Source organism: Acetobacter sp. UBA5411, from assembly GCF_002409645.1.
GTDB lineage: Bacteria > Pseudomonadota > Alphaproteobacteria > Acetobacterales > Acetobacteraceae > Acetobacter.
Genome location: NZ_DHNR01000005.1, coordinates 238,165 through 250,013 on the forward strand (window position 1 = coordinate 238,165; position 11,849 = coordinate 250,013).

An 11,849-nucleotide genomic window follows, 5' to 3' on the forward strand; every position below is an offset into this window, starting at 1 on the left:
TGTCCATGAGCACGCCCCCTTTTACAGACATAGACAGTCTGCGCGCCCTGTGTCGCGAACCCGCATCCAGCGATACCGTCGTCATAAACCAGATTGCCGAGCGTGAGGCCACACTCACCAAACCAGCCGGCAGTCTTGGGCGACTGGAAGAACTGACCTCATGGCTTGGCGCGTGGCAACGGCGCAGCACTCCACGACTTGAACGCGTCCAGACGATCATCTTCGCAGGCAATCACGGCGTCGCAGCGCAGGGCGTCTCGGCGTGGCTATCGGATGTGACCGCCCTGATGGTTCAGAATTTCCGTAATGGCGGTGCGGCCATCAATCAGCTTTCCCGGTATGCCGAGACAACCCTGACTGTGGAAACGCTGGAAGATCTTCGCCCAACAGCGGATTTCACGCAGACCGCAGCCATGGACGATGAGACGTTTCTGCGGACGCTCATCCGCGGCTTCAAGGCCGTTTCACCCGAAACCGACCTGCTCTGCCTGGGCGAAATGGGCATCGGCAATACAACACCTGCCGCAGCACTTTCGGCCGCACTCTTCGGTGGTGACGGAAAAGAGTGGGCCGGACGCGGCGCAGGCAATGACGATGACGCGATGGCGCGCAAGATTTCAGCCATCAACCGTGCGCTGGAACTCCATCGCACCTCTTTCACCGACCCGCTACAGGTCGCACGGCGACTGGGCGGTCATGAACTCGCGGCCATTATGGGAGCCGTCATTGCCGCAAGAATGCATGGTATTCCCGTGCTTCTGGACGGTTTCGTCTGCACGGCCGCCGTTGCTCCCCTTCATGTCCTGCATCCTGAAGGATTGACACACTGCCGGATCGCGCATTGCTCCGCCGAACCTGGCCACATACGTCTGGCGACTCTTCTGGGACAAAAACCGCTTCTGGATTTTGGTCTTCGTCTGGGGGAAGCATCCGGCGCCACTCTCGCTGTGCCGTTGCTGCGGGCGGCGCTCGCCTGTCATACCGGCATGCACACCTTTGCCGAGGCCGGGATTGCCGGATAATCGCAACAACAGATCGGTTTCGGGGCGTGTCGCCGCCGACCTTCTCGCGGCTCTTGGCCTGTTCACACGCCTGCCTCTGCACTGGCTCGAAAAACACGCGGCAGACGTCAATCTTCGCCGCTCGATCTGGGTCTGGCCACTTACAGGTGGCCTGATCGGCGGGCTGACGGCATGCGCCATGTGGGTCGGCTCTGCCGCACATCTTCCTCCAGCCGTCTCGGCCATCTGCGCTGTCATGGTGCAACTGCTGATCACAGGCGGTCTACATGAGGACGGGCTTGCGGATTGTGCCGACGGACTGGTCGGCGGCAGAACACCGGAGCGCCGTCTGGATATCATGCGGGACAGCCGTATCGGTTCCTATGGAGCCTTGGCGTTGGGCACTGCGGTTGCGCTCCGCTGCGCCTGTATGGCTTCCCTGCCCGCAACTCTCCTGTTTCCATCACTGATTCTGGCAGGCAGTCTCGCGCGTGCGACCATGCTACTGGAACTGAAGTGGGGAAAGCCTGCGCGACAGGATGGGCTTGCCAGCGCCCTGTTTCCTCTGCCTCCCCGACCTTTGGCAGTGGCGCTCCTTACGCCGTTGCTGCTGGCGATGATGCTGATTCCTGCTGATAAAATCGTTGCCCCATTTGCCACGTGCCTATTCGTGACCTTTCTGATGCATCGATTCAGTATGAAAAAGATTGGCGGGTTTACCGGCGATATCCTTGGGGCAGAAGCCGTGCTTGCGGAACTTGCCGTGCTTGTCATCCTGACCGCGCAGGCCGGATAAAACTCCATGAATATTTATAATATTTTCGAAAAAATCTGAAAAATACAGATCTTATTAAAACTCCACTCTGCGAGCTACGGAATTAACTTCACCATACCCAAGGGCATCGCAGGCACACTTAGATCGACGCTCTTTCCTACAGCAAGAGCTTCCAGAACGCGCAAAGGCCCGCCATGCGAGAGGATTGCGCAAGATGGACTAGTCTCACACTCGTTCCAAAAATTCGTGACCCGACCAATGAGTTTCTGACCGCTTTCACCCTGCGGCGGTGTGAACCCCAGTAAATCCGCAGCCCATTCATCCAGGGCATTGCGCGGGATAGTGTCCCAAGGACACATTTCCCACTCCCCGAAACTGATTTCTCTCAGACGTTCATCCAGACGCAATTCACACTGCGTACGCGCAGCCACCCATTGAGCGGGAATACGACAACGCGACAAGGGAGAAGCAAACAGCCTTCGGATGCCTGTTTTTCGCAGGGAAGCAGCTAATTGAAAGGCAAAATCCTCCCAACCGGCAGCAAGCGCGACATCTGCCTGCCCATAACAGATACCCTGAGGCACCGCGACAGACGGATGTCGGGCAAGGCATCGAATAACCATAAGACCTATCTGTGAGGTCTTATTACATCCGGGACAAAGGCATTTCGTAGTGATGGTCGGGCTTGTCACCCACCATCGACAGAACACCAAAATTATCTGACACGAGCTTGAAGGAGAGCGTTACGTTGTTCTGGACGCCGCTCCACTCATCAGCGCTTTTCTGCGACAGGGAGAATGTCTCCTGACCGGACTTCTGAAGGTTCCGGGGCAGACGCACAATGAGACGACTTGCCGGACCGGCAGCCCGATTGGCGACGATTGTCACGACTGTGCCCATGGAAGACCAGTCACCTGAAAAAAATGCTGCTGAATGAACAGATTTTTCGGCAGCTTCCGCTTTCGGGGCGGCCTGAGCCGGTGCATTCAACCCGAGAGACAGACCACAGACAACGACCGAGCAGGCAGCGGCAAAGCGTAAACGCATGATGTTACATCCTTGTTTGTCCGGACATCAAAAAACAAACAAGTTTCTCCAGACATCCCGACCTGAAACAGTTCTCAGCAAGAGATGTGCCTTACCTCCCCCGCCACGTCCACCCTATCCAGTTCAGACAATCTCCCAGACAGACGCACAGCAGCGGATTACGAGGTCCTCATCACAAAAAGTCACCCGCAGACGTGGGCTCCTTCCAGACAGACCTGTTTTCCATCTTCTCTAAAAAAATCGTGATCTGTCATCACATCAGGGCCCCAGACCTATCAAAGAGGACAATCTCCCGGCTTCAGAACACCGAAAATTATGGGAGACGGTGAAATTCTCCCGGTGTGCCCTGATCGGTTTCCACACGAGCCGCCACCCTGTCCACACGCAAGCTGAACAGTTTTGGCAGGGATGTATCGGGGTTTGGACAGTTGCCGGAATGCTTTTCCATCACGTCGATCATCGTGGCCGTTGGCGGGCTGTTGCCGTTCACAATGAACAGCAGACAGTCCGGACGATCCCCCGTCATGCCATTATGCGTAATGGTCTGGCGCAGATGCCTGACCAGCGCCGTATCATCAAACCAGCTCGCCGGTTTGAAAGTATACTGATCGACAAGACGGTCCATGAAGCCTGATTTGGCCAGAACAATCATCAGGAGACTGAGGGGCAGAACCAGAATCAGACGACGCAGGATATGCTGCTTCAGCGAGCGCCCCTTGAAAGGACCACTCGTGAAACGACGGGGACCTTTGCCTGAGTCCGGTGTGACAGGAGACGTCATCAAGTATTTTCTTTCCAGACAAATCCGTCGCGCGCCAGCAACTCATCTGACGAGGCCGGTCCCTGCGTCCCGGCAGGATAGATTTCAAGAGGCCGGATGTTCTCTTCCCAGCCATGAAGAATCGGCTCGATCCAGCGCCAGGATGCCTCGACCTCATCCCGTCGGATAAACAGAACCTGATCGCCACGCACGGCCGCCATCAGCAGATCCTCATAGGAGTCCGGGTAACGGGTGTTGAAGGCCTTCACATAATCCACATCCAGCACGGCTTCCCTGAGGCGATATTGCTCCGATGCAGGATCCTTGCTGGCGAGCGACAGGGAAACACCCTCATTCGGCTGGATGCGCAGCACAAGCTGACTGGGTTCGGGATTGTCGGTAAAAATAGCCCACGGCTGCGGACGGAACTGGATGACAACCGTCGTTTCCTTGCGAGCCATCTGCTTGCCTGTGCGAATGTAGAACGGCACACCGGCCCAGCGGGCGGTCCGGATTTCTGCCCTTATGGCAAGATAGGTTTCCGTCGTGCTCTTCGGCGCACCAAGATCATCCAGATATCCGGGAATCAGCTTGCCATTGACATGGCCCTCGCCATACTGGGCGCGCACGGTATCAGTCGCAATATCATGATCTGACATCGGCTTCAGGGCCCGCAGGATCTTCAGCTTTTCATCTCTGAGATCCATGGCAGAAAAAGCCGTCGGCGGCTCCATGGCAACAAGGCTCAGCACCTGCAGTAGGTGATTCTGCACCATGTCACGCAGGGCGCCTGCACTATCATAATATGGTCCGCGTTTACCCACGCCCACCGTTTCGGCGGCGGTAATCTGCACATGCGCAATGGAGTCCGTGTTCCACACACGTTCAAGGATCGGGTTGGCAAACCGCAGCGCCAGAATATTCTGTACGGTCTGTTTGCCAAGATAATGGTCTATGCGAAAGATCTGCTCTTCCGTGAAATGCTGACCAACACCATCGTTGATCTCAGCTGCCGTGGCCTGATCCGTACCGATCGGCTTTTCCAGAACGATCCGGCTGCTGTCAGTGATAAGCTTGTTATGAGCAATCGCATCTGCGGTCGGAACATAAAGTTTCGGAGCTGTCGCTACATAAAAGACCCGTGGACGATCCTTTTCCGTGGAAAGCTGGCCTCTCAGCCCGGTCCAGTCAGCGTCCTTATCCGACATATCGAGCGAGACATATTCCACCAGCCCCAGAAAATCCTGGATTGTGGCGTCATCATAGGATGCGGTCGCAACGAACCCTTTCAGAGCCTCATGAGCGCGCGTGCGATAGTCTTCGACGCTCAATCCGGAGCGGGCGACTCCGATAATTTTCGTGCTTTTCTCGATCTGCCCGCGCCGGAAACACTCATAGAAAGCGGGAAGGAGCTTACGCATGGTCAGATCGCCGGTCGCTCCGACGATAACAAAATCGAAGGCAACTGCTTCTGACGCAGCCAGCTTTCCTTCGGCCTGAATCCTGCTGGATGAGCCAGTAGCATCCATCCGTTCAGCCATCCCGTTCTCCATTACGTTCTGCCATCCATAAGGTTTGTCCCATGCTCCAGGAAGACAACAAGCCAGCCCGTCACAGGTTCATTCGTGGGAGGCATGAACGTCTGATTGACCAGCAAATCACAACGAAAGCAATCCGCTGGAGGCTCGGGACAGCGTAAGTCTCTTTTCCCGTGAAAGTTTTTTCAGGCTCATATGCCGTGTTTTGTATTATTTTTTACATACAAAACATAGAGTTACAGGAGGCAAGCTCATGTCCGACCATAATTACGGGCTACCCCCGCTTGCTGACTAACCATATAAGGGCCGCTATCTGCGGCTACCCAGTCGTTTCGGCCCATTGAGACCACCGAGGAAATCATGTCTGACGTCCCTTTTGATATTGATGACGATGCCGCCGCCAGCCGCGCCCGCCAGGCAGCTGATCCGGAATCGAATGTCGGTGGTATTGCCGCCGATCGCCTGCGGAGCATAATTGAACGGGTGGAGCGTCTTGAAGAGGAGCGCAAAGCGCTCGCCGGCGATATTAAAGATATTTTCAGCGAGGCAAAATCTGCGGGTTTTGATGTTGCCACAATCAAGCAGATTCTGCGCCTGAGGAAGAAAGAGCCTTCCGAGATTGAGGAGCAGGAAACACTGCTTGATATCTACAAAAGAGCACTTGGAATGTAATTCAGGTTCTTTTTCGTAATAAAAGCCTCCTGCGCTTATAATTTTTAAATTCAAGCGTAGGAGATTATACTTATATAAAAATTATATTTTATAAAATATTGTAAGTATTTTTAAATTATTGGCCATGACAAAAATTGTCTTACATGCCTCACAAGATCTCCTCAAAGATTTCAGCAAGCAAAAGCCCTACAGATAAGTGTCGTTAAATTCGGCTTATCTATTTAACTCGTTATTAATAAATGTTTCGTTATTTAGATAAGGATCAAATTTTTACACAGTGATGCAGGCATGATTCCGTCCAAACACACGCTTCCGCTAACAATGTGGGGACCAGCAGCCCGCCAGGACACGTCTATCGAGTTTCTGGCGCAATCAAATTCTCCAGTGAGAGAACACCCACGCTCATCAGCCTTTAAGGGCATAGCTGTAGGTGCCGCTTTCTGTGTACCCTTTTGGGCTGGCGTCATATGGTTTATGGCTGATCACTTCTCTTCATAAAACCTGCCGCTACTTCTTGTAATACGGACGCGCTTTAATCCTTGGACTTGAAGGACAGGTAGCGGTATCGCTCCACTTGCTTGCATCTTTTACAAAACAAAACCATCGAATGAATGATTCAATGGTTTTGTTTCAAGCACTATCCTCATTTATTACATGAGGAACGATTCATGAACGGTTTTTCTGAAAAGTTTTAGAAAAACCGTTCATAGATTGTAATGACATCCCCCGGAGCGAGATAAGTCTCTTCAGAAATTTTACCCTTCATCGGGCGACCATCCGGCGTTCCTTCTGTTCGGACCACACTTGCCGGATTTTTTATGGCTCGATAGGTATATCCCCCAGCAAGGGCCACGACTGTCTCCATGGTCATTCCGGGAAGATAGTTATACTGACCGGGTTTCTGTACCTCTCCAAGAACAAATACCGGCCTGTATTGAGCCACCTCTACTGAAACACTTGGTTTGTGCAATAGACCACGCGTTCCCAGTTGATTGCCAAGAAACGCAGCAAAATCTGATGGTGTCTGACCTGCTGCTGTAACAGTTCCCAATAAAGGAAACGCAATCGTGCCCGCATCACTGACAGAAAAAGAATTACTCAATTGAGGGTCATTATATGTCAGAACCCGGATCTGATCCCCGGCTCCCAGATGATAGGGACCAGTCACCGGAGGGATCGGTTTTAATCCATGCGTTGGAGAACATGCGGCCAGAAGCAGGCCAGATATGCCGACCACCACAAAGCGCTGTATGAGACTTATCGACATTCTGTAATCGCACTCCATTGCCGAGAAAAGAAAGAAGTAAAGCAAACCGACCGTGGCGATCGATCAACGTGCAAACGCCACACCAAACGTTATGGAATTATTTGTGAATGTGGCATGAGAAAAACCGTTATCGAGTACGGCGGGCACGCCATGCTTTGTGTAACTGGAAGTATGACTATAATTCAAAGTGAATTTAATATCGCGCGTGAATTGCCAATCTAATGCAGCCCTGAAGCCAATCTGATTTTGTTGGCGTGACCTGGTTCCCGCAGTAGATGACCGGGAATCTGTGCGCGCATACGACACGCCTCCATGGAAAAACACATCCTTTCTCAACTCACGATCCCAAACAATTTGCGCACTTGACATAACCTGATTACGTGAAAAAGGAGAAGTCGGATCAAACAACCCTCTCTGACCAGAAAATGTCAAGGTATTCAGTTTATCCGGCATCCATAATATCTGCGCTTCTGCTGTTGGCGTCGTAACAGGGTTACCCCCGCCTCTTATAAAACGACGGGTTTCTCCTCCAGCCAACAAACGATACTGCAGGACAGGATCAGCACGAAGATCAATACCTACAAAACCGCCTCCACTGACATAATCACTTGATAATTGTCCAGTTCGGGGAGTGAATTGAGCTTCGGCGCCTTTCAGGACTGCTATCAACGCATTACCTTTAGAGATTTCGAAACGTCCCTGAAGTGCCTGCATTTCAAGTTGATGGCTTAATGCACCCATATTACGCGAAGCTGCCGGTAAAGCCCCCTGACTTTGACCAAAAGAAAAATTGTCGTACGATGCTGTGGGAATAAGAGCAAAACGTGTCCAGTTTTTACGGTAACTCATCCGCACGTCGTCTGTGGTATAAGGTACAGGATAGCCAACCCCGAAGTTACCAAGATCCGTTGCAGATAGATGTCGCAAAGAATGAGAATATCCGAGAGACAATGTGTCACGACGAAGGTTGAGCATACCTCCCACAGCAGCAGACCAGTCTGTGTAATTAGCAGCACTTAATGACGGATAAGCCTGATTTGTTACAGACATGGACGCTCCAATAGCATGTCTGGACCAATTCGAATTCACTCCCAGTCCGGCCGAAGTAACGAGCGAAGCGCTAGAGGTATGATGGACACCCAAAATACTCGTTCTATAGCCGAACTGTTGAGATGCCGTAGGCTTAAGGATATAAGCTCCAACAGGAATACCAGTGTGTTTATTCTGTACAATTTCTCTCAGAGAAACACTCCCGGTTGAATCTGCAGAGTAACCAGGCAATTCACTTGGGAAGTATTGCTGAGCAAGCTGAGCCCGTGCAACTGGAACATACAAAACAGCCCATACTGCCATAGAAAACAACAGTATATTAAATAAAAACCCTATTTTCCTTTTGTTTTCATTTCGGCATTGAGGTTTGAAAATCATATTCAGGATACACGTTCAGACGAAATCATTGGCACATGCAAAATCTCAGCGTACACATCTACATACCGCCGAGCCACATCCTTCCAATCGTAACTTCGAGCACCTGAAATAGCAAAAGCTCTTGCATCCGCCATGGTTTTAAAATCAGTTTGCCTAGCTTCCATTTTAGCAGCCAAGCCTGCCATATCATTTTCTTCCAGCAACAGCCCTGCCCCCGTCTTGCCAACCAAACGACGAAAGGGAGCTATCCCACTAAGAACCGGAACAAGACCAGCCGACATGGCTTCCACTGCGGCCAGACCAAATCCTTCATGATCTGAAAAGCTCGTAAACCAACTGGCGGAAGCAAGAGCAGCACGCAACTCTTCATCGGAAGGCTCTGAGATAAACTCTACGGCGTCTTGCACGCCGACACGTTTCGCAATTTTTTCCAGATCTGAAACAGACTGTTCCGCAGGTCTTCCAGCGATAATCAGCTTCCATTCCGAATTCTGTTTTTTCAATTCAGCCAGAAGATCAAACAAACGATCAAGACGTTTATGTGGCGAAAATCTCCCAAAGCTTATCAGTGTCCGAACAGGTGTCTTTGAAGCCGCATCAGAGAACTTCGACTGATTGATCCCATTCTCAATGGTAATCAGACGACCTTTTGCCACTTCAGCAAAAATATCCGCATCATTCTGACTGCAGGCGACAACCTTCTCATATGCTGCGATGCTTGCCCGTGTCAGCGTTGCGAACCATAGCTTCTTGAGCTTTGCATAAGCACCACTATGGAAAAAACCACCATGCGTAGAAACAACAAGAGGCTTTCTGACCAGAAACTTTGTCAGTGCAAAGAAATCAAAGAAGAAATCGATTGCATGCACATGAATGAGGTCTGCTCCCCCAATATGTGCAATCACGCTGGGAGCCAGCGGATACCGGGTAGATCCACACCAAGGAACCCGCGTGACCGGAATACCCTGTATGGATTCACGAGGTGGCAACACCCCTTCCCTGTTAAACACTGTGTTCAGTGTGATGACCTGAGCATCAATGCCCATAGCCCTTTGTTCAAAAGCAAGGCTCAGAACAGAATCTTCCAGCCCTCCCACTGAGGGACTGAACTGTCTCACAACATGAATGATTTTCACGCAGTAACGTCTTTCACGCCTGACGCCGATGGGCGATCAGTCGGGTTTCCTGTCGGGTCAACTGAGCACCGCAAAGAAGATTGAAGGAGCCGCTATCAGTACCTGTCACCACAAAGCCTGACAGTCTGGCTCCATAAAGCCGTAGACGCTCAATACATGCAGCCGTTGTTTCCCGAGACGTGCGTCCCCAGCGACAGACAAAAAGCGTCTGATCCGCCACAGAAGCCATCGACAGACCTCCGGCTGTTACACCCAAAGGCGGTGTAACAAGAACGATCACACGATAAGAGCGGGAAAGATCACGAAACAGATCCTGTAATTGTGAAATCTCGGCCCGGTCGAAGATATAGCCACGCGGCGTGCCGGCGGACATGACATCACAGCCTCGGCTCTGATCACGCACAATGACGTTCCGGGCTGCGACTTTTCCCTGCAGAACATCTGAAAGCCCAAGAGAACTACCTGCCTTGTTTCGATCAAGGCCAACGCGACGACTGAAATCGGTATCAATGACCAAGGCCGTTTCGCCAGCTTCCTCTGTGGCTGCAGCGAGCCATGAAGCCAACGTCATCTTTCCATCGCCAGGTAGTGCCGAGGTTATGGCGACAATCCTCGCATCGCCACTACGTGATCCACCACTGGCCATGGAAAGCTGAGCTCCCAGCTGCCTCACAGCTTCAGCGGGCATAGAGAATGGGTGGTCCCGCATAAGATCGACAGGAGATTTCTTCCGACCCGCCTGTATCCGGGGGAAAACAGCCAGCAAAGGCATGCCGCCAAAGCCCCTGAACTCATCCAGATCCGTAAAGCCCGAAGAAAAGAAAATCCGCAGCGCGACCGCACCAACGCCGCCGACAAGAGCGAGGACAATCACGCCCATCATCAGCTTTTTGCGATTGGGAAAAGTAGCCGTTGCCGGAACCGCTGCATGTGAGACAAACATGATGGGAGGCTGAAGAAGGGCGACGCGATCCGTCAGTTGCTTGGCCCGCTCAAGGAAAGCCTCGTATATGCTGCGTGCGCTTTGTGATTCCTGATCGAGAGTGCGGTATTCCGCCTGCGCCCCACTCTGCTTGCCTGACTGGACACGAAGACGATCAAGATCTGACGTCAATTGGTCAACATCAGCCCGTGCAGAAGCAAGTTCTCCATTAATCGAAAGGAGAGCTCTACGGGTGGCGGCGGCCAGATTCGCACGACTGCTGGCAATCTGTTTATCAAAAGCAATAACGTCTGGATGATTGGGACCAAAAGAAGCGCTCTTCTGTGCCCTCTGGCTTTCTTCCTGCATCAACGCCGTCGCCGCCGCCACTACAAGAGGCTGTTCACCCAGAGACAGAAGTGTCTGCGGATCACCACTCTGTATAGCAGCTTTCAAGGTAGACACCCGCGCTTGGGCAGCAGCGTAACGCGTCTGCGCCTGCCCCAGACTAACAGCCATATCGGAGATTTGATGTTCGACAAGCGGTGACCCGCCCGTTGTGTTGACCAGAGCGTGCTGGACATTATAGGCGCTGGCAGCCCGCTCTGCTTCCAGCCAGCGCTGACGAAGCGCGGCAGTCCGGTCATCCAGCCATTCCGCTTCACGCTGCAAATCGCTCCGCTGCTGATTCAACGCCAGCTTCTGGTAATTGGTGACAAACGCATTTGCCACGGCAGCCGCCCGTTCACCTGTATCGGCTTTTGCCGTCACCGTAAGAATACGGGATCTAGGCACCGGTTCCACCGTTACACTTGCCAGCAGACCGTCAATCTGCCGATCAATGACATCAGCGCTATTGCTTGCTGCCTCCGTCCCCGCTGCGCATCCCAGCCTGACACCATGTTCACACAGAAAATGATGCCAGTTATGCGATACCGGCGCAGGCGGCGGCGGAAGTTCTTTCAGAACCAGAGCGGCGACATCTCGTGAGGCAATCAACGCTGACTGTGTGGCAGGTTCATCATCTTCGATAGACTGGCTTGCATCTGATGACTGCGCCATCGGGTCCACAACATGCGTTGTAACAACCACGGTTGCAGGGGCCATAAAAGAGCGCTTCAGAGACAGCACTGCCACTGTGCCCAGAAGAAAAATCCCCAAGGCGACAGTGCTGAACAGATAACGGTGCCGCCACCCCATCGAAAAATAACGCATCGTGAGGCCGTAAGCCCCCGCGGCTACCGGAGGAGGTTCAGCTCTTGGCTGCTCGAAAGTACAGTCCAGTGGTCGATCAAGCATACCA

General features: G+C 52.5%; 11 protein-coding genes. 3 read left to right on the forward strand and 8 right to left on the reverse strand.

Annotated elements, in window-relative coordinates; translation table 11 throughout:
- Positions 1–5 precede the first annotated feature (5 nt).
- A complete protein-coding gene (cobT, locus tag B3759_RS01890) occupies positions 6–1,022 on the forward strand; it encodes a nicotinate-nucleotide--dimethylbenzimidazole phosphoribosyltransferase (RefSeq protein ID WP_291363086.1) in 1,017 nt (338 codons plus the stop codon).
- Positions 1,012–1,797: an adenosylcobinamide-GDP ribazoletransferase gene (cobS, locus tag B3759_RS01895; protein WP_291363088.1), complete on the forward strand. Its 786-nt coding sequence runs from the start codon at positions 1,012–1,014 to the stop codon at positions 1,795–1,797. The genes cobT and cobS overlap by 11 nt, the downstream gene beginning before the upstream one ends.
- A 74-nt stretch (positions 1,798–1,871) precedes the next feature.
- On the opposite strand, the gene B3759_RS01900 is transcribed toward cobS, so the two are convergent.
- From B3759_RS01900 to zwf, 4 genes are all read right to left on the reverse strand, one after another.
- The gene (locus tag B3759_RS01900; RefSeq protein ID WP_291363090.1) at positions 1,872–2,399 is read right to left on the reverse strand and encodes a histidine phosphatase family protein; all 528 of its coding nucleotides are present in this window, start codon (positions 2,397–2,399) and stop codon (positions 1,872–1,874) included.
- Positions 2,400–2,421: 22 nt separating this feature from the next.
- Positions 2,422–2,823, reverse strand: a complete 402-nt coding sequence (locus B3759_RS01905; RefSeq protein WP_291363092.1) for a hypothetical protein — start codon at positions 2,821–2,823, stop codon at positions 2,422–2,424.
- Between the two features lie 313 nt (positions 2,824–3,136).
- A complete protein-coding gene (locus B3759_RS01910; protein WP_099349313.1) occupies positions 3,137–3,604 on the reverse strand; it encodes a hypothetical protein in 468 nt (155 codons plus the stop codon).
- The gene (zwf, locus tag B3759_RS01915; RefSeq protein ID WP_291363253.1) at positions 3,604–5,112 is read right to left on the reverse strand and encodes a glucose-6-phosphate dehydrogenase; all 1,509 of its coding nucleotides are present in this window, start codon (positions 5,110–5,112) and stop codon (positions 3,604–3,606) included. The genes B3759_RS01910 and zwf overlap by 1 nt, the downstream gene beginning before the upstream one ends.
- Before the next feature lie 369 nt (positions 5,113–5,481).
- On the opposite strand from zwf, the gene B3759_RS01920 reads away from it, so the two are divergent.
- A complete protein-coding gene (locus B3759_RS01920) occupies positions 5,482–5,793 on the forward strand; it encodes a DUF2312 domain-containing protein (protein WP_018307807.1) in 312 nt (103 codons plus the stop codon).
- 691 nt (positions 5,794–6,484) lie between these two features.
- On the opposite strand, the gene B3759_RS01925 is transcribed toward B3759_RS01920, so the two are convergent.
- From B3759_RS01925 to B3759_RS01940, 4 genes are all read right to left on the reverse strand, one after another.
- A complete protein-coding gene (locus B3759_RS01925; RefSeq protein WP_291363097.1) occupies positions 6,485–7,060 on the reverse strand; it encodes a polysaccharide biosynthesis/export family protein in 576 nt (191 codons plus the stop codon).
- 63 nt (positions 7,061–7,123) lie between these two features.
- Positions 7,124–8,488, reverse strand: a complete 1,365-nt coding sequence (locus tag B3759_RS01930) for an outer membrane beta-barrel protein (protein WP_291363098.1) — start codon at positions 8,486–8,488, stop codon at positions 7,124–7,126.
- 2 nt (positions 8,489–8,490) lie between these two features.
- On the reverse strand, positions 8,491–9,624 hold the full coding sequence (locus tag B3759_RS01935) for a glycosyltransferase family 4 protein (RefSeq protein ID WP_291363100.1): 1,134 nt from the start codon (positions 9,622–9,624) through the stop codon (positions 8,491–8,493).
- A 13-nt stretch (positions 9,625–9,637) separates the two neighbouring features.
- Positions 9,638–11,845, reverse strand: a complete 2,208-nt coding sequence (locus B3759_RS01940) for a GumC family protein (protein WP_291363102.1) — start codon at positions 11,843–11,845, stop codon at positions 9,638–9,640.
- Positions 11,846–11,849: the final 4 nt, after the last annotated feature.

What these genes read in the sequence shown, in the direction of transcription:
- cobT (WP_291363086.1), top strand. Translation starts at nt 6, where the DNA reads ATGAGCACGCCCCCTTTTACAGACATAGACAGTCTGCGCGCCCTGTGT.
- B3759_RS01900 (WP_291363090.1), bottom strand. Translation starts at nt 2,399, where the DNA reads ATGGTTATTCGATGCCTTGCCCGACATCCGTCTGTCGCGGTGCCTCAG.
- B3759_RS01905 (WP_291363092.1), bottom strand. Translation starts at nt 2,823, where the DNA reads ATGCGTTTACGCTTTGCCGCTGCCTGCTCGGTCGTTGTCTGTGGTCTG.
- B3759_RS01910 (WP_099349313.1), bottom strand. Translation starts at nt 3,604, where the DNA reads ATGACGTCTCCTGTCACACCGGACTCAGGCAAAGGTCCCCGTCGTTTC.
- zwf (WP_291363253.1), bottom strand. Translation starts at nt 5,112, where the DNA reads ATGGATGCTACTGGCTCATCCAGCAGGATTCAGGCCGAAGGAAAGCTG.
- B3759_RS01920 (WP_018307807.1), top strand. Translation starts at nt 5,482, where the DNA reads ATGTCTGACGTCCCTTTTGATATTGATGACGATGCCGCCGCCAGCCGC.
- B3759_RS01925 (WP_291363097.1), bottom strand. Translation starts at nt 7,060, where the DNA reads ATGTCGATAAGTCTCATACAGCGCTTTGTGGTGGTCGGCATATCTGGC.
- B3759_RS01930 (WP_291363098.1), bottom strand. Translation starts at nt 8,488, where the DNA reads ATGATTTTCAAACCTCAATGCCGAAATGAAAACAAAAGGAAAATAGGG.
- B3759_RS01940 (WP_291363102.1), bottom strand. Translation starts at nt 11,845, where the DNA reads ATGCTTGATCGACCACTGGACTGTACTTTCGAGCAGCCAAGAGCTGAA.